Source organism: Pseudomonas sp. JAI120 (assembly GCF_014207255.1).
Taxonomy (GTDB): domain Bacteria; phylum Pseudomonadota; class Gammaproteobacteria; order Pseudomonadales; family Pseudomonadaceae; genus Aquipseudomonas.
Genome location: NZ_JACHCZ010000004.1, coordinates 605,703 through 621,856, shown reverse-complemented (window position 1 = coordinate 621,856; position 16,154 = coordinate 605,703). Strand labels below are relative to the sequence as shown.

The 16,154-nt window shown below is 62.7% G+C and carries 15 protein-coding genes; 8 read left to right on the top strand and 7 right to left on the bottom strand.

What is annotated here, in order from left to right:
• Positions 1-15: 15 nt before the first annotated feature.
• Positions 16-1,074, top strand: coding sequence for an HlyD family secretion protein (locus tag HDC32_RS23725; RefSeq protein ID WP_184745698.1), 1,059 nt, complete (start codon positions 16-18; stop codon positions 1,072-1,074).
• The gene (locus HDC32_RS23720) at positions 1,071-2,516 is read left to right on the top strand and encodes an efflux transporter outer membrane subunit (RefSeq protein ID WP_184745696.1); all 1,446 of its coding nucleotides are present in this window, start codon (positions 1,071-1,073) and stop codon (positions 2,514-2,516) included. The genes HDC32_RS23725 and HDC32_RS23720 overlap by 4 nt, the downstream gene beginning before the upstream one ends.
• 50 nt (positions 2,517-2,566) lie before the next feature.
• Here HDC32_RS23720 and HDC32_RS23715 read toward each other — a convergent pair whose 3' ends face one another.
• The 5 genes from HDC32_RS23715 to HDC32_RS23695 form a co-directional block, all read right to left on the bottom strand.
• Positions 2,567-3,238: a protein phosphatase 2C domain-containing protein gene (locus HDC32_RS23715; protein ID WP_184745694.1), complete on the bottom strand. Its 672-nt coding sequence runs from the start codon at positions 3,236-3,238 to the stop codon at positions 2,567-2,569.
• Positions 3,235-3,921, bottom strand: a complete 687-nt coding sequence (locus tag HDC32_RS23710) for a hypothetical protein (protein WP_131700508.1) — start codon at positions 3,919-3,921, stop codon at positions 3,235-3,237. The genes HDC32_RS23715 and HDC32_RS23710 overlap by 4 nt, the downstream gene beginning before the upstream one ends.
• A 14-nt stretch (positions 3,922-3,935) precedes the next feature.
• Positions 3,936-4,625 carry a hypothetical protein gene (locus tag HDC32_RS23705; RefSeq protein WP_131700481.1) on the bottom strand — a complete coding sequence of 230 codons (690 nt, stop codon included), beginning with the start codon at positions 4,623-4,625 and terminating at the stop codon, positions 3,936-3,938.
• Positions 4,626-4,695: 70 nt separating this feature from the next.
• Positions 4,696-5,400 (bottom strand): DUF3142 domain-containing protein, encoded by a 705-nt coding sequence (locus HDC32_RS23700; RefSeq protein ID WP_184745692.1) that lies wholly within the window; start codon positions 5,398-5,400, stop codon positions 4,696-4,698.
• Entirely contained in the window at positions 5,397-7,559 is a 2,163-nt protein-coding gene (locus HDC32_RS23695; RefSeq protein ID WP_184745690.1) for an outer membrane assembly lipoprotein YfiO, read from the bottom strand. The genes HDC32_RS23700 and HDC32_RS23695 overlap by 4 nt, the downstream gene beginning before the upstream one ends.
• 220 nt (positions 7,560-7,779) lie before the next feature.
• Here HDC32_RS23695 and HDC32_RS23690 point away from each other — a divergent pair, with 220 nt between their 5' ends.
• From HDC32_RS23690 to HDC32_RS23675, 4 genes are read left to right on the top strand one after another with little or no spacing between them, the layout of a single operon-like run.
• A complete protein-coding gene (locus HDC32_RS23690; protein WP_371920971.1) occupies positions 7,780-8,499 on the top strand; it encodes an efflux RND transporter periplasmic adaptor subunit in 720 nt (239 codons plus the stop codon).
• Complete coding sequence (locus tag HDC32_RS23685) at positions 8,496-9,815, top strand: efflux RND transporter periplasmic adaptor subunit (protein WP_184745688.1); 1,320 nt, start codon at positions 8,496-8,498, stop codon at positions 9,813-9,815. Before HDC32_RS23690 ends, HDC32_RS23685 begins: the two co-directional genes overlap by 4 nt.
• On the top strand, positions 9,812-11,911 hold the full coding sequence (locus HDC32_RS23680) for an HlyD family efflux transporter periplasmic adaptor subunit (RefSeq protein WP_145335691.1): 2,100 nt from the start codon (positions 9,812-9,814) through the stop codon (positions 11,909-11,911). The genes HDC32_RS23685 and HDC32_RS23680 overlap by 4 nt, the downstream gene beginning before the upstream one ends.
• Positions 11,912-11,926: 15 nt before the next feature.
• On the top strand, positions 11,927-12,442 hold the full coding sequence (locus HDC32_RS23675) for a GNAT family N-acetyltransferase (protein WP_145335693.1): 516 nt from the start codon (positions 11,927-11,929) through the stop codon (positions 12,440-12,442).
• Here the strand turns inward: HDC32_RS23675 and HDC32_RS23670 are convergent.
• Entirely contained in the window at positions 12,418-12,726 is a 309-nt protein-coding gene (locus HDC32_RS23670) for a hypothetical protein (protein WP_131700488.1), read from the bottom strand. The genes HDC32_RS23675 and HDC32_RS23670 overlap by 25 nt on opposite strands.
• A 55-nt stretch (positions 12,727-12,781) precedes the next feature.
• Positions 12,782-13,369 (bottom strand): phage tail protein, encoded by a 588-nt coding sequence (locus tag HDC32_RS23665; RefSeq protein WP_131700489.1) that lies wholly within the window; start codon positions 13,367-13,369, stop codon positions 12,782-12,784.
• Between the two features lie 200 nt (positions 13,370-13,569).
• Here HDC32_RS23665 and HDC32_RS23660 point away from each other — a divergent pair, with 200 nt between their 5' ends.
• Both HDC32_RS23660 and HDC32_RS23655 read left to right on the top strand, forming a co-directional pair.
• A complete protein-coding gene (locus tag HDC32_RS23660) occupies positions 13,570-15,174 on the top strand; it encodes a glycosyltransferase family 39 protein (protein ID WP_184745686.1) in 1,605 nt (534 codons plus the stop codon).
• A 116-nt stretch (positions 15,175-15,290) separates the two neighbouring features.
• Complete coding sequence (locus HDC32_RS23655; RefSeq protein WP_184745684.1) at positions 15,291-16,124, top strand: sulfotransferase; 834 nt, start codon at positions 15,291-15,293, stop codon at positions 16,122-16,124.
• Positions 16,125-16,154: the final 30 nt, after the last annotated feature.

Genomic DNA, 16,154 nt, shown 5'->3' with positions numbered 1-16,154 from the left:
CCACAAGGACTTCCCATGAAACGCAAAGACAAAATCGCCGTCTCCGTTATCGCCGTGTTTGCCGTCGGGGTGCTGGTGTACCTGGTTGCGCCCGGCCTGTTGGGCAACAAGCGCCAGGCTACCAACGACGCCTTCGTCGCCGCCGATTTCACCCTGGTGGCGCCACGTGTGGCGGGCTTTATCAAGGAAGTGCTGGTGGAAGACAACCAGCGCGTCAAGGCCGGCCAACTGTTGGCGCTGATCGACGACCGCGATTTTCGCGCCGCCGCCCAGGCCGCCGACGCCGACACCCTGGTCGCCCAGGCCCAGCTGAAAAACGCCACCGCGACCCTGGAGCGCCAAAGCTCGGTGATTGCCCAGGCCCAGGCCACCGTGGCGGCAGACCGCGCCGAAGTGGCCTTCGCCGAACACGAACTGAACCGCTACAACCACCTCGCCGGCGTGGGCGCGGGCACCGTGCAGAACGCCCAGCAAGCCAAGACCCGCATCGACCAGGCCACCGCGCGCCTGGCTAACGCCACGGCGGTGCTGGCGGCCGAGCGCAAGCAGGTGGAAATCCTCACGGCCCAGCGCGATGCCGCCGAAGGTGGGCTCAAGCGTGCCCAGGCCGCGTTGGAAATGGCCAGCTATCAGCTGTCCTATACGCGCATCGTCGCGCCGGTGGATGGGATGGTCGGTGAGCGCGCGGTGCGGGTGGGGGCCTATGTGACGCCGGGCAGCAAGATCCTCGCGGTGGTGCCGTTGGCCGAGGCCTACGTGGTCGCCAATTTCCAGGAAACCCAGCTGTCCCATATGCACGCCGGCCAGGCCGTGCAGGTGCGGGTCGACAGCCTCGACGGGGAGCTGCTCAACGGCCACCTGGAGAGCCTTGCGCCCGCCACGGGTGTGACCTTCGCGTCGGTCAAGCCGGATAACGCAACCGGCAACTTCACCAAGGTGGTGCAGCGTATCCCGGTGAAGATTGTCCTCGAACCCAACCAGCCGCTGACCGAGCGCCTGCGGGTCGGCATGTCGGTCGAGGCCAGCGTCGACACCCAGCCGGTCGCGCAGCAGCGTGAAGTGGCCCAGCAATGAAACACCTCGCCTGGCTCACCCTGAGCGTTATCAGCCTGAGCGCCTGCACCGTGGGCCCGGATTTTCAGCGCCCGCACACCTCGCAAGCCACGCAATGGAGCGAACCTCAGGGTCGACAAGCCGCCAGCCACGCTGTCAGCGAGCCGCTGCAAGAGCGCTGGTGGGACGTGTTCCACGATGAGCAACTGTCGGCGCTCACACGCCGCGCGCTCAGCGATAACCTCGACCTGAAACTGGCCAGCAGCCGCCTGCAACAAAGCCGCGCCGTGCACCAGGTGACCACCGCCGAGCGCTATCCCACTGTCGACGCCACGGGTGCCTACCAGCGCAAACGCAACAGCGGCAAAGGCTTGAACGACCCCTCCGGCGAAAATGGGCGTTCCGCGTTCAACCAGTGGGACGCGGGCTTCTCGGCGTCCTGGGAGCTGGACTTCTGGGGCCGGGTCAAACGCGAAACCGAAGCTGCCGATGCCACCCTGCAAGTGGCGGAAAACGACCGCCGCGCCGTGTTGTTATCGGTGCTGGCCGAGACCGCCCAGGACTACATCCAACTGCGCGGCGTGCAAAATACCCGCGCGGTGACCGAGCAAAACCTCGACGTCGCCCGCCACAGCCTCAAGCTCTCGCAACTGCGTCTGGCCGACGGCGTGGCCACAGACCTGGACGTCGCCGAAGCCGCCGCCCAGGTCGCCGCCATCGAAGCGCGCCTGCCGGATCTGCAGCAACGCCAGGACCAGTTGATCAACGCCCTCAGCCTGCTGATGGGCGAGCCACCTCAAGCCCTGCACGCGCAATTGTCCAAGGATGCTGCCGTGCCGCAGACCCAACGCCAGGTCGCCATCGGCCTGCCGTCGGAACTCGCCGAGCGCCGCCCCGACATCCGCCAGGCCGAAGCGCGCCTGCACGCCGCCACCGCCAGCATCGGCGTGGCCAAGGGCGACTTTTACCCGCGCATCACCTTGTCCGGCAGCCTCGGCTCCCAGGCCATGCAACTGTCGGATTTCGGCTCCTGGGGCTCCCGCGCGTTTGCCTTCGGCCCGCAAGTGAGCCTGCCGCTGTTCAATGGCGGCCGCCTGCAAGGCATGCTGGACCTGCGCGAAGCTCAGCAACAGGAAGCGGCCCTGGCCTACCAGCAAACTGTGCTGCGCGCCTGGCATGAAATCGACGACCAATTGACCCGCTACAACGCCAGCCAACTGCGCCGCGACAGCCTCGCCGAAGCCGTGCGCCAGAACCAGATCGCCCTGACCACCGCGCAGCACCAGTACGTCGAAGGCGTGGTGGATTTCGTCAACGTGCTCACCGTGCAAAGTGCGCTGCTGGCCACGCAGGAGCAGTGGGTGGAGAGTTCTACCGGCGTGTCGTTGGCGATGGTGGGGCTGTACAAGGCGTTGGGGGGAGGGTGGGAGTCGGTGTATCCGCTGGCAGAGGTTCGGCGCTGAAATTGGAGCAGAAGTCGCTGTGAAGCAGCGAGAGAAACCCAGTGCTACTTCTAAGACTGCAATAGCATGAAGGTAACATCATCTTCCGTTGAGCAATTTTCGAGGGTTTGCCCTGCGATAGCCTTGAACTGGTCTGCGGCTGAAAGCTCGGCCCAGAACCCATCGGTAGCCAAGATCCATGTTGTACCTTGGGTGATCTGCATGGATTGAATATGAGGCTCATGGGCCCGTCGGTGGCTCATGCAGTGGAGCAGCGTTTTGCGCGCGGGGCTGCTGGCGATGAATGAATGGCTCAGATCACCTTTCCAGTTGGGGCCGCAATGAGGTGGGCTCAGCCAGTTCATGCTTTGATCTGTCTCCAGGTAACCCAGACAGCAGTCACCGGCGTGAATGGAGATGGCCGTTTGGCCAACCACCAGCATTACGAGATAGCTGGTGGAGGCAAATGGAAAGTCTGGGCATATATTCGAGTGCACTTCGTCCAGTGAAGTAAGTACCCGTTTCAGGGCGTGATCGGGACAAGACACGACAGAAGGTTGCGCGCCGGAAAAGCACTCAAGCAGATGGTGGCTCAAGGCTCTCGCTAATTGCCCGCTACCTGGTTTTGAGGTGCCGTCGGCAATCACGTAGAGGTACGCACCTGAGTTCTGTGTGGAACCGCTTGCATCGCGATTTTCTGTTCTATGAGTTCCTTTGCGACTGAGGCTCGCGTGCAGGATCAAGCGGCCACTCCCAGCTTAATCAATGCCTTCAGGCGTCCGTAAATCAACGCCTCACGATCGTGATCTTGAGCGGTGCTTTGGATTACGTCGTGAAACGCGGATAGCGACAGTAATGCGGTGAATTGTTCGCTCACGAACTGCCGCAGGTCGATGGGTGCACACTTCACCTCTTCAATGAGCTCTTCCCTGCCGTCCAATAGCGCGATGATGTCTTCTATGTCGTTGGACATCAGCACATCGCCACGACCGCGACCCTGATAAGCCTGCAGTTTTGCGGCGAGAAACCACGGTGCGGCAAATACCTTGATGAGCGTTCCGTTGGGTAGTGTGTAGTCGACGGCATTTTCCAATCCGCCGATGAACCAAGTATTGGCAAAGCCCAATACCTTCTGCTCGGTGGGCATAAAATCGACTTTCAGATTGCCCAGTCGTAAACGACAGGTTACCGAGTCTTGGCCGGTATTTTTGAAGCCTCGGTGTTTCAGCGTTTCTTCCAGGCGATACCAGTCAGTGGTGCCGGCCAGGTGAATGACCAAATCAACATCATCCGTGCCGCGAATCGATTCCAGGGTGTATTCATCGGTGATAAGCAAAACGGTGGTGCAACCGCCGACGAAGGCGACTTGCGTGCGCAACTCTTCGCCCAACGCCTCAGCAACCTCCTCAAGCATTTGCAGCATCATTGTTCTGTTGGACGTCACAGGATCCACTCCCGCAGCATGGCATCGGCCACTTTGGCTTCGCGAGGGCCCCCGATGCGGATGGCGTCAACGAGGGCCAGGAAATGATAAAGAAGCTCATCTTTCTTCACCGCGCCAGGAACCGTTTTATACAACGGTGTGATTTCCTGACCTTTGCTTTTTCCGTATGCGTCCGGCCAGACGGGAATGAGGTCGCCGCCGCTCATCACTTTTCCCGCCAAGACTGGTGCGGCGAAGGCTGTCGGAATACCGCGAACGATAGGGCCTGGTTTAACCGGGAAAATATAGCGGATGCCGTACGTGACCAAATCAAGCAGTGCCTTGCTTCTTACCAAAGGAATTCCGTCGGTGTGGCTCGTATAGATCAAGCCAATTTCCCTGCAACGATTCAGGGATGAGGAAACCTCTGTTTTGCTTAGGCCCAACGCTGAGGACAGCGCTCTCACAGAATAGGTTTGTGAGCTGTGTCCTTCAAAGTCTTCGTCTACTCCATCCCAGCCCCGCCAGTCATCAATTGACGAAAGTTGAACAGTTTCGAAGTTTTGAATGTAATCCGGAAGATTTTGAAAACCGAGGCTCGCGCTCTCTTTTTCCACAGAGAACACTCGTTTTTTTACGCGCTCCCCTTTGGCCTGTAGTTCCAGACTGATCAGTTTGAACAGGATGACGATGTCTTGACTTTTCATGGGGCTCCAAAAGCGAGTGTCCTCTGTCCGCGGACAGAGGACACTTTCTTGCACAGGGTTGACACTCATGTCAACGGTTTTGCAAAAACACCACATACCCCCGAAACCACTCACTCTCCTGCAAATACCCCGGCTCCTCCCACTCCCCGCCCTGAATCAAACCGATCTTGAACGGCAGCCCCATCCGGTTCATCCGTGGCAGATACGCCGCGTAATCCGGAATGCTCTGGCGGCCCTGATACGTCTGTACCACCACTTCATCCACCACGCCCTTGAGCTGGGCGATGGCGGTGGGGTCGGCGTTGCTGCTCCAGTCCATCAGGCCGGTGATGCTCAGTTTCAGATCGGCCGGCAGGCGCTGGCGCAGGTCGCGCAGGAAGTCGGCGTATTCGTGCAAGTATTGGGTGCGGGCGTCGAAGTCGATCTGGATGCCGACCACCGGGTTGCCTGCGTCGCGCCAGCGTTGTACCTGGCCGAGCAGCTGGGTGTAGACCTGTTCGGGCCAGCGCAGGGTGTGGGCGCGGTAGACCACCCAGACCTCGCCTCGGGTGAGGCGCGGCACGCTGATGCCTTGGGCGATCAGTTGCACACCGCGCTGGGGCGCGCGGCGGGTGGCGTTGATCTGGCCCTGGAGGATGTACAGGGTCTTGGCCTGCTTGAGTACCGGCTGCGGAGTGACGCCGCTCCACAGCCAGAAGGCGTCATAGTCGCGGGCATCGACGGCACCGAATGCCGGGCTTGCCAGCAACAGCACGCCCAGCCACAGGTGTTTCACCAGTAGTACTGCAGCGATTTGCCCCACTGGGTGTCGGCGAAACCACTTTTCAGTTGGCGGAACCAGGCTTTGCGCACGGCGGGCTCGACGTCCTGGCCGCCGCAGCTGTTGTAGCCGGCCGGCGCGTAGCAGTTGATGGCGCGGAACAAGGCGTAGGCCTTGTCGTTTTTTGGCGCCTTGGCGTTGGCGATGACCTGCTTGTAACCGTCGAGCCGCGAGAAGGTTTCACCCTTGAAGTCCGATGCGCTGCTGCCCAGGCTGCCGGCGGCACGGGCTTGTTCCAGGGGCATGCCGTCCAGGCCGTTGCGCAGGATGAATTCGCCGAAGCAGTTCAGGGCCTGGGGGTTCTTCGCGTCGGTCTGCAAGGTCGCGGCGGTTTGCGCGATGCTCGGGCAGGCGTAGCCGGATTCGGCCTTGTCGCCGTTCCACTGGAACAGCTTAAGCGTCTGGCTGGCGCTGTAGACATAACCCAGGCTGGTGCCCAGCTTGTCCTCGGGGGCCTGGGCCGGCAGTTGCTTGAGGTCCTCGGCGAACGTGGCGAACTGGCCGTGCAGCAGGTCTTTGTAGAGCAGCACGAATTGCGCCGTCTGGCGCTCCAACGGATCGCTGGCCTGGGCGATCTGCTGGCGCAGCAGTTCAGGCCCGGCGACGTTGCGCAGCAGGATGTAGCGCACTTGTTTGGCGCTGATCGGCGAATCGCTGGCGAACACCTTGGCCAACTGGCCGCTGCGCTCGTAGTTCATGGCCAGGGCCAACTCCAACTGGTCGCGTTGCAGCGGCAGTTTTGCCAGTGGCAACAGTTGCAGCCACAGGGCCTCGGCGCCTTTCCAGTCCTGCTTGGCTTCCAGTGCCAGGGCGCGCAGGGTCTGTTGGCTGAAGGCAAAATAGTTCAGGTTCGACGGCACGCTCTGCGGCAACTGCTTCAAGGCGGCGTCCGGTTGATGCTCGATATACAGCGCGCACACGGCCAGCAAGTACTCATAGAGCTCTGGCTCGCTGGCGAACACGGCCTTTTGCTTCTCAAGGTCTGCGCGGCTGATGGCCGGCTGGTTGCCGCCGCGCATCACCATCAGGTCGCTGACGAGCTGGATCATCGGGGTCTTGACGGTATCGCTGTTGACCATCAACAGCTTGAGGTCAGCTTCTTCTACCAGCTCATCCTCAGACACATTGCGCTGCTCGTCGGTGGCCGTCAGTGCCCAGGCGAACGCGTCGGCGAGCTGGGTGTTGTCGTCGGCCAGCCAGTACACCCGGCGCAGCAGACCGTGGGCCGAGGCCGCGTATTCGCCCTGTGGATAAGTGCTCAGGTAGGCTTTGAAACCCTGCTCGGCCGTGGCCAATGCGGGCTTATCCACACGGTCCAGGTGCGGCACGCCGTCTTCGTCATAGGTGTCGGCCTGGGCCTGGTTGAGCGCTGTGCGGGCGGTCATGTACAGCGCAGTTTCCTTCAGCCACGGCGACTGGGCACTGCCGACGCCAGCAAAGCCTTGCGCGGCCTCGGCGAAGCGGCCGCTGTAGAAGTCGGCGGCGGCTTGCAAGTAGGTGCGAAACAGTTGGCCGTCAGCTGACTGGATCTGCTGCGGCTCGGCGATCACCGGGCCATCCCAGGTGCAGGTGGTGAGCAGTTGCAGCCGCGCCTTCGCCAGCAGCGTGCGCTCGGCCGCCGGCATATCGGCCTTGACCACTTGGCGGATAAACGCCGTGGCGCTGTCATCGTCGTTGCTGCGGCAGCGGCTGCCTTCGCCATTGAGGAACGCTTCGCCGGCGGTTTTGTACGCCTCGCGCTTGATGCCCAGGGGCGTCAGCAGGGTGTCGAGTTCGGCGGTAGGCGAATCGTCCGAGTCGGGCTCAGTCTGGGCGCTGGAGGCAGCGGCCAGGCGATACACCGGGAACGGCACCGGGCCGAAACCCTGGGCCAGGTCATCTTCGCTCAACGCCTTGGGCGCCAACGGCGCGGCCTTTTTGTCGGCCAGCAACAGGCGCAGGTTGACCCGGCTGTCATTGCCTGGGCTCAGGAACGGCACGTTGTTGCAAGGGGCCAGGCTGTCACGCGAGACACGCCAGTCGGGGTAGCACGAATCGTCGGAACTGGCCTGGGCCTGCTGGGAAATACCGGCCAGCAGGGCCAGTGCCACGGGAGAGAGAAAACCGATGCGCATGACGTGTCCTTGATCCTGGGTCCTTGGAGGGCGGCAATCATAGCTCGAACGATAAAAGTTCTGGGGTGAAGGCCTACACAAAAAACGGAATTCTCCGATTATGGTGAGTGGCAATTTAACTGCACTGACCTAGACTGCCGGCTACCACAGGGAGTAGTGATGTATGGAGCAGTTGCGTAGCTGGGCGTTGGGTTTTTCCTGTCTGTTGGGTGTGGCGCAGATGGCTATGGCAGAGGAGCCGTTGCTGGACCATTCCCCGCCGTCAGTCGATGCTGGGACCGCTGGCGAGGCCCGTGGCGTATTGCGAGCCCGCGACCAGGCGATGCTGGCCAGCGAATTGTCCGGACGCATCGTCGACTTACCGTTCAGCGAAGGCGAGTCATTCAAGAAGGGTGACACCCTGGCGCGCTTCGATTGTTCGGCCTACCAGGCCCAGCTCAACGCCGCATCGGCGGCCAGCCGCGGTGCCGGTGAAGAGCTGGCCCATAACAAGCAATTGGCTGCACTGAATTCCGTCGGGCGTTTCGAGGTGGCCCGCGCCGAAGCCAAGCTCACCGAAACCCAGGCCCAGTCTCAGGTCTACCAGGTGCAGGTCAAGCGCTGCAGCGTATTGGCACCGTATGACGGCCAGGTGGTGCAGCGCAAAGTCCAGCGTTATGAAAGCGTTTCGGCCGGCGCGCCGCTGCTGGAAATCGTCGATAACCGCAGCCTGGAAATCCACCTGCTGGTGCCGTCTCGCTGGATGGGTAAGCTCAAGCCCGGCCAGACCTTCAGCTTTACCCCGGATGAAACCGGCCAGGCATTCAACGCCACCGTCAAACGTCTCGGCGCACGCATCGATGAAGGTAGCCAGACGCTCTTGCTGGTTGCCAGTGTGACCAATGCCACCGGATTGATGGCGGGCATGAGCGGTACTGCCCACTTCGCGCAACTGCAATGAACGCCCCGATGCCGGGCAATACCGAGCGGGTATTCGCCCAGTTTTTGGCGCTTGAGCACCAGACTCGTGCCGCCCGAACCACCGAGCAGTTGGCCTACAGCCTGGTCAACGACGGCCAGCCGTTGTTCGGCTATCGCCATGCGGCGCTGCTGATCGCCGGCAAAGTGCGGGCGGTGACGGCGGTGAGCAGTGTCGACCCGAACGCGCCGTTTGTGGCTTTTGTCGAGCAGGCTGTGGCGCAATTACACAAGCAGGCGCTGAGCCAGGCCGCACGGGTGGTACAGGCCGAGCAATTGAGCGCCCAGGTGCAGGCCGACTGGCAAAGCCTCTCCGCCGGCCATGTGTTCTGGCTGCCCTTGATTGACCCGCAAGGCCGTGTGTTCGGTGGTTTGTGGCTGGCGCGGGACACCCCGTGGAACCCTGCCGAGCAGGTGTTGCTGGCGCAGTGGGGCGATACCTGCAGCCATGCCTGGCTCGCCCTGCAACCGCGCCAGCCGTGGCGGCTGCGCCTGATCCGCAAGCGCCAGGTGCTGGTCGGGGTTGCGCTGTTGCTCACGCTGCTGATCCCGGTGCGCCAATCGGTATTGGCGCCGGCCGAAGTGGTGCCGCTGGCCGGGCAGGTGGTGGCAGCGCCATTGGACGGGGTGATTGCCGAATTCCTGGTCAAACCCAACCAGGTCGTCAAGACCGGCGACCTACTGCTGCGCTTTGAAAGCACCACCCTCACGGCTCAGGCCGATGTGGCGGCGCGCGCCCTGGGCGTGGCCGAAGCGGAACTCAAAGCCAATGCCCAACGTGCCTTTGCCGATCCCGAATCCAGTTCGCGCATCGACCTGCTGGCCGCGCGGGTCGAGCAAAAACGTGCCGAACGTGACTATGCCCGCGAGTTGCTCAAGCGCAGCGAAGTGCGCGCCGAACGCGACGGTATCGCGGTATTCGCCGACGCCGAACGCTGGACCGGCAAACCGGTGCAGACCGGCGAGCGCCTGTTGCAGATCGCCGACCCCGCCCAGGCTGAGTTGCGCATTGAGCTGGCGGTGGGCGATGCGATTGCGCTGGAGCCGAACGCCGAGGTCGCGCTGTTCCTCGACAGCGACCCGTTGCAGCGCCATCTCGCCACCCTGCAACGCGCCGCCTACGAGGCCCAGCCCACTCCGGGCGGGCAACTGGCCTATCGTCTGGACGCGCAGTTCGATGAAGCGCCGCCGCGTATTGGCCTGCGCGGTACCGCGAAGATCTTTGGCGAACGTGCGCCGCTGGCCCTGTACCTGTTGCGCCGACCGCTGGCGGGCCTGCGCCAGAGTGTGGGCCTGTGACGAGCCTGCCCAAGCTGCGCGAGGACCTGCAACTGTCCAGCGCCGGCGCCGCCCTGGATGGTTCGCCGCGCTGGACCCTGGCCGACCCGGTACGCGGGCGCTATTTCAAGCTCGGCGCGACCGCCATCCGCCTGTTGCGCCACTGGGCATTGGGCGACCCGGAAAAAGTCCTGCAAGCCGCCAACTGTGAGCCGGGCCTGCCCTTGGGTGGCAGCGAGGTGGATGAGTTGCTGAGTTTTCTGCGCGCCCACGACCTGATCGCCGCCCTCGACCCCGAACAACGGGCCAGCTACCTGTCTAAAGCCGCCGCGCAGAAAAAAAGCCTGGGGAAAGTCCTGCTGCACCAATACCTGTTTTTCCGCATCCCGCTGTGGCGTCCGGACGCTTTTCTCAACCGGGCATGGCCGTGGCTGGCGCGCTTCGGGCCGGGTCTGTTGCGCTATGGTTTGCCGATCATCCTGGGGCTCGGCGTGTTTCTGGTCGCGCGGGATTGGCAGCGGTTCCTGGCGACCTTCCCGCACCTGTTCAGCCTGGGGGGCGCCCTGGCCTTTGGCACCGCGTTGTTTTTCGCCAAGCTGTGCCATGAGTTCGGCCATGCGTTCATGGCCAAGCGCGCCGGCTGCCGGGTACAGAGCATGGGCGTGGCGTTCATGGTGATGCTGCCGATGTTCTACACCGATGTGAGCGACGCCTGGCGCGTCAATGATCGCCGCTCTCGCCTGATGATCGGCGCGGGCGGGGTGATGGCCGAGTTGTTGCTGGCCTGTGTTGCCCTGCTGGCCTGGTCGCTGTTGCCGGACGGTCCCGCCCGTACGGCGGCGTTCATGTTGGCCAGTGCCACATGGCTGACCACCTTGGCGATCAACCTCAACCCGTTCATGCGCTTTGATGGTTACTTTTTGATCAGCGACTTATGGGGTGTCGATAACCTGCAAGGCCGCGCCTTCGCCCTGTGCCGCTGGCGCCTACGTGAGTGGCTGTTCGGCTACAGCGAGCCGGCGCCGGAGCCCTGGTCGCCGACGATGCAGCGACGCCTGCTGTGGTGGGGCTACCTGGCGTGGTTGTGGCGAGCGGCGTTGTTCCTGGGGATCGCCTTGGCGGTGTACCACCTGTTTTTCAAATTACTCGGGATCTTCCTGATGCTGGTGGAGTTGGTGTGGTTCATCTTCCTGCCGATCTTCAAGGAATGGCGCGAATGGTGGAGCCGGCGCAGCCAGGCCTATGCACCGCGGGTGCTGCTGACCGGCCTGGGGTTACTGTTGATCCTGCTGGCGCTGGTGGTGCCATGGCGCAGCGCCGTGGAACTGCCGACGATGCTCGAGGCGGGACGCGCCAGTGCGCTGCATGCGCCGGTGGCGGCGCGGGTCAAGGGGCTGAAGGTCGTCGATGGGCAAGCGGTGACCCAGGGCCAGGTGCTGATTGAGCTGGAATCCCCCGACCTCGATGCGCGGCAAAGTATCGTGCGCCGCGAAGTGGAGATCCTGCAGTTGCAGATGCGCCGCCAGGCAGGGCGCATCGAAACGGCGGCGGACGCAGGCATCAACGACCAGCGACTGTCCCAGGCGCTGGCCGAGTACCGTGGCCTGGCCGCCCAGCGTGAGCGCCTGCTGTTGCGGGCGCCCCATGCGGGCATCGTGCGCGATGTGCTGCCGCAGTTGAGCGTGGGCCGCTGGCTGTCCCCCAAGGATGCACTGGCGCGGGTGGTGGAAGATGGCGCACGCCTGCGCGGCTATGTGGCCGAAGCCGAGTTGTGGCGCGTGGCGCCGGGGGCGACCGGGCGTTTTATCGCCGATGATCCGATGCACGCCGCCATCGCTGTGGAATTGACCGACATCGACGCCAATGGCGTGGCGTACCTGGATCAAGAGGCGCTGACCTCCGACCACCATGGGCCGATCGCTGTGCGCCGTGACGAAAACCAACGCCCGGAGCCGGTACAGGCCCAATACGGCGCTCGCTTGAAGAGTGTGCAACCGATCCCGACACCCCATCAGCCGCTGCGCGGTGTGGTGGTGTTGCAAGGGCGCAGCGAGTCGGTGCTGGGTGTGGCCTGGCGACGGGCCGCAGCACTGGGCGTTAGGGAAAGCGGGTTCTGACAGGAGTTGAACGCGATGTTAAACAAGGAAGGCGCTTTGGCGCAGGGCCTCTCGGTGCGCCCGTCACGCAGTACCGACGAGCCGTTTTTGCACAGGCTTTACCGCTCGGCACGCGCGGACTTGCAGTGGATCGATGGTGAGCAGGCCCTGGTGGAAGAGGTGATCGCCCAGCAGTTTCAGGTTCAGGAGCGCGGTATGGGCGAGCACTTTCCGGGTGCGCTGCATTACGTGATCGATAAACTCGATACCCCCATCGGCGCCTTGAGTGCCGACTTCGGGCCTAATGAGATCCGCGTGTTGTACCTGGCGTTTATCCCCGCCGCCCGAGGCCGGGGCTTTGGCCGGGCAGTGCTGCAGGGCGTGCAGCAAGCCGCACAACAGGTGTGTTGCCCGGTGGCCACGGTGGTCTGGGCGAGTAACCCCCACGCGCGCCAGCATTACCTGGCGCTGGGGTTCCGGGTGGAGGAAGAGACGCCTGCCGCTCAGCGCTTGGTGTGGTACCCGTCTCAGTTGAACACGATGCAGAAATAACCGCGCTGCGCGTCACGGCCCATGGCGGGCTCGCGGGACACAAACACGTGTTCCAGGCAGGTGTCCGTCAGTGGCAAACGGCACAGGCCATCGACGAAGTCGGTAGGTTCCAGGCTGTTGAGCAACACACTGAACGCCCCGCGAGGGCTGCCCGGCATGCTCGCTTGCGGCGCATCGTCCAAGCGCTGGATCTGGATCGGCAGCGCCGAACCATCGGGCAGGTACAGCACGCTCGTACGATTCAGCAACGGCCGAAAATGCTCAGGGGTGACCAGGTTCAACATAGGGAGCTCCGCGTCAGAAGGGCCGAGGCCTGCAAGCCTCGGCCACGTGCAGGTGTCAGCTGCGTGATGGAAAGATCCCGTTCAGGGCAATGCTGAAGTTGATCGCCAGGAACGGATTCATCGACCCCATGGGCAGGCCTTGGCCCGTGGGCGCGATGGTTCCCGTCACCGTGGAGGCGACGCCCTTGAGCGGTACCGGGTTGACACCCTGTTGGTCGGAGTAGATCGAGGCACTGCCCGGTCCTGTGCCGGAAGCACCGATAAACGCGTTGGTGGCGGTGGGCACGTTCACTGGGTTGCTGGTGACGCTGGTCAGTTGCACCGAGGTGCTGATGGCGAGGGTCGTTGCATCGTGGGTGTGGGCGGGCAGGTTGGCCAGGGTGGCCGTGATGCTTTCGGTGCCGGCGAATTCGCCCATGACCCGCGGCGACAGCGCTGTACCGTTGCCTTGGCCGATAGGTAGCCGACCTTGCAGGTCAGGCAGCTTGAACGTTTGCACGCCATCGCCGCCGTAGGTGACGCCTATCAGGGCGAACAGCGTTTGGAACTGGCTGAGTGAAAGGGTCTGACCGGCGCACAAGGCCCAGTCTCGTGGGGCGAAATTAAACGCGAAGGGTTGGATGGTGCCGATGAATACTTCCATGAATCGTTCATCCTTGTGTGGGCTTTACGGGGGTGTGACGCCAATCGACCGGGCGTCACCGCAGAGCGTAGACGCCGCTTTTGTTCGCTGCCTGCTGCTTTCGAAACAGCGAGCGAATCGGAGGCTTTTGACCTAGAGTGGCGACTGTTTGTGCATGCACGGGTTTTGCCTTGGAAACAAGCAATGGCAAGGGAATTGAGGTGCGACGGTCTGTGGTAGAGCAAGACGAAAAGGTTGCGGCCGTTGCCGCTTACAACGGCGCTTGGGCAGGTGCCGGATGGCTGAGCCGGCTATGGTGGTTTCCGATTCTGGCGCTGGCCATGGCCCTGCGTTTTTATGGCCTGACGGCGGCGGCGATCTGGGGCGACGAAGGCTCCAGCCTGCTGCTGAGCGAATACGCCGTGGGCGACCTGTGGTTTCACGCCGCGCACGATGTGCATCCACCCCTGTATTTTTTCATGCTGCGTGGCTGGATCGAACTGTTTGGCGACGGGATCTGGTCCATACGCAGCATGAGTGCGCTGCCCGGCGTGGTGGTTGTGGGGCTTGGCGTCTGGCTGACACGCCAGCTGTCGACCCAGCGTGCCGCCGTATTGGCCGGCGTACTGCTGGCGCTGATGCCCACGGCGGTGCGCTACAGCCAGGAAGTGCGGATGTATTCGCTGCTTGGCGTGTGGCTGCTGGCCGCCACGCTGGCGCTGGTGTATTGGGTGCGTCAGCCCGAACGCAGTCGCTGCCTGGTGGCCTATGTGTTGCTGATGGCCGCCGGTTTCTACACCCACTACTTCACCGCGTTGTGCGTGCTGGTGCATTGGGCGTGGCTGGGCGTGCTGTGCACGTCCCAGCGGCCTGGCGAGCGCTTGATTCTGCGTCGGCAGTGGTGGCTGGCCAACGTGACCATCGTGCTGTTGTACCTGCCTTGGCTGCCGAACCTGCTGGGCCTGGTGCAGCATGTCGATGAACTCAAGGTGGGCGGCGATGTAGGCTGGGAAGAACCGGTCAGCCTGTTCTCCGTGCCGTCGATGATCTGGCAGTTCCTGCTCCAGGATGAGGGCCTGGGCATTTGGGCGCCGCTGTTCTGGCTGTTCCCGTTGCTGCTGCTGGGCGTGGTCGGTGTTACGGCCTGGCGTGATCGCGAGCGTTATCGTCCGGCCAGCCTGTTGGCGCTGTTCTTCCTGTTGCCGCTGTTACTGGTCTACGGCGTGTCGTTTATCTCCCCGGTGTTTATCGAGCGTTACCTCACCGTATACGCCCTGGGGTTGCCGATTCTGGTGGCGATAGCCATCGACCGCTTGCCCTCGCGCCTGTCTTTGCCGGGTGCGGCGTTGTTCGTGCTGTTGGTCGGTGTGGAACTGCTGGGGTTGAAGAATAACTTTACGGTGGATGAACATGACCAGTTCAACGGGCCAGTGGAGTTCGTCAATCGCAACTACCAGGAAGACGACCGCATCGTCCTCAGCGACATGCTGTGGTACCTCAGCTACGTGTATTACGACCAGACCGACGCCCAGTTGCAGCTCTACACCCCGCCCAAGGCCGATGGCACGCCAACCCGGCCGAATGCCTACGGCTTTGGCACCCTGGTGGACCAGGACGGTGGGCGCATCTACCTCGACCGCTTGTCGGATTTGCCGGCCGATACCCGGCGGGTCTGGCTGATCAGCAGCAACGAACAACCGGACGAATTTGCGCCGCTGCCGGCGGATTGGCGACTGATCAGCCAACAAGACGGCGGCGGGGCGAGGGCGCGTCTCTACGTGCTATGCCGAGGGCCAGCGCCCTTGCGCCCGGAAGGTTGCCGCTAATACCCATTCGTTATGAAAGGAATGTCAAAATAGTGGCAACTGCGTCCTAGTGGTGCGTGCAATCCTCAGCTACTCTTCGACGACAAATGGATGTTGTCCTACAAAGTGGTGAACGGATGCAGTATCACTTTATCTCGGGTTTGCCGCGTTCCGGCTCGACCCTGCTTTCTGCGATCCTGCTGCAGAACCCGCGTTTCCACGCCGGCATGAGCAGCCCGGTGAGCCCTTTGTTCAACGGGGTTCTGGCGCAATGCAGCGCTGGCAGCGAGTTCGGCTCGGTGATCGATGCCATCACTCGCCGCCGTTTGTTGCGCGGTTTGTTCGACGCTTATTACGCGGATATAACCTCCACCCCGGTGGTGTTCGACACCAACCGCCAGTGGTGTGCGCGGATGCCCGCACTGCATGACCTATTCCCCCAGGCCAAGGTAATCGCCTGTGTGCGCAACGTGGCGTGGGTCTTGGACAGCCTTGAACGCCTGTTCCGCGCCAATCCGTTCGAGAACACCAAACTGTTCAACGACGATGACGAGCGCAACACCGTCTACAGCCGTTGCGAAACCCTGGCCCAGCGCAATCGCTTGGTGGGCTTTGCCTGGACGGCGCTCAAAGAGGCTTATTACGGCGAGAACGCCGAGTCGTTGCTGATCGTCGATTACGACTTGTTGAGCCAGGCCCCGGAGCGCGTGATGCGGCTGGTGTATGAGTTCATCGGTGAAGCGTGGTTCGAACATGATTTCAACCACCTGACCTACGACGCGCCGGCCTTTGACCAGGCGCTGGGGCTTACCGGCCTGCACAAGGTCAAGCCCAAGGTCGCCCCACAAGCCCGGCGAACCCTGTTACCGCCGGACCTGTTTGAAAAGTATGCCGCATTGTCGTTCTGGCGCGATGGGTCTGCCAGTGCGGCCAATGTCATTCGTATGAAAACCGACGCCGCGATCAACTGATTGCGGCTTTTCTTTTTTTGCGTGTTCAAA

What these genes read in the sequence shown, in the direction of transcription:
- HDC32_RS23725 (WP_184745698.1), top strand. Translation starts at nt 16, where the DNA reads ATGAAACGCAAAGACAAAATCGCCGTCTCCGTTATCGCCGTGTTTGCC.
- HDC32_RS23720 (WP_184745696.1), top strand. Translation starts at nt 1,071, where the DNA reads ATGAAACACCTCGCCTGGCTCACCCTGAGCGTTATCAGCCTGAGCGCC.
- HDC32_RS23710 (WP_131700508.1), bottom strand. Translation starts at nt 3,921, where the DNA reads ATGATGCTGCAAATGCTTGAGGAGGTTGCTGAGGCGTTGGGCGAAGAG.
- HDC32_RS23705 (WP_131700481.1), bottom strand. Translation starts at nt 4,625, where the DNA reads ATGAAAAGTCAAGACATCGTCATCCTGTTCAAACTGATCAGTCTGGAA.
- HDC32_RS23695 (WP_184745690.1), bottom strand. Translation starts at nt 7,559, where the DNA reads ATGCGCATCGGTTTTCTCTCTCCCGTGGCACTGGCCCTGCTGGCCGGT.
- HDC32_RS23690 (WP_371920971.1), top strand. Translation starts at nt 7,780, where the DNA reads ATGGCTATGGCAGAGGAGCCGTTGCTGGACCATTCCCCGCCGTCAGTC.
- HDC32_RS23685 (WP_184745688.1), top strand. Translation starts at nt 8,496, where the DNA reads ATGAACGCCCCGATGCCGGGCAATACCGAGCGGGTATTCGCCCAGTTT.
- HDC32_RS23675 (WP_145335693.1), top strand. Translation starts at nt 11,927, where the DNA reads ATGTTAAACAAGGAAGGCGCTTTGGCGCAGGGCCTCTCGGTGCGCCCG.
- HDC32_RS23670 (WP_131700488.1), bottom strand. Translation starts at nt 12,726, where the DNA reads ATGTTGAACCTGGTCACCCCTGAGCATTTTCGGCCGTTGCTGAATCGT.
- HDC32_RS23665 (WP_131700489.1), bottom strand. Translation starts at nt 13,369, where the DNA reads ATGGAAGTATTCATCGGCACCATCCAACCCTTCGCGTTTAATTTCGCC.
- HDC32_RS23655 (WP_184745684.1), top strand. Translation starts at nt 15,291, where the DNA reads ATGCAGTATCACTTTATCTCGGGTTTGCCGCGTTCCGGCTCGACCCTG.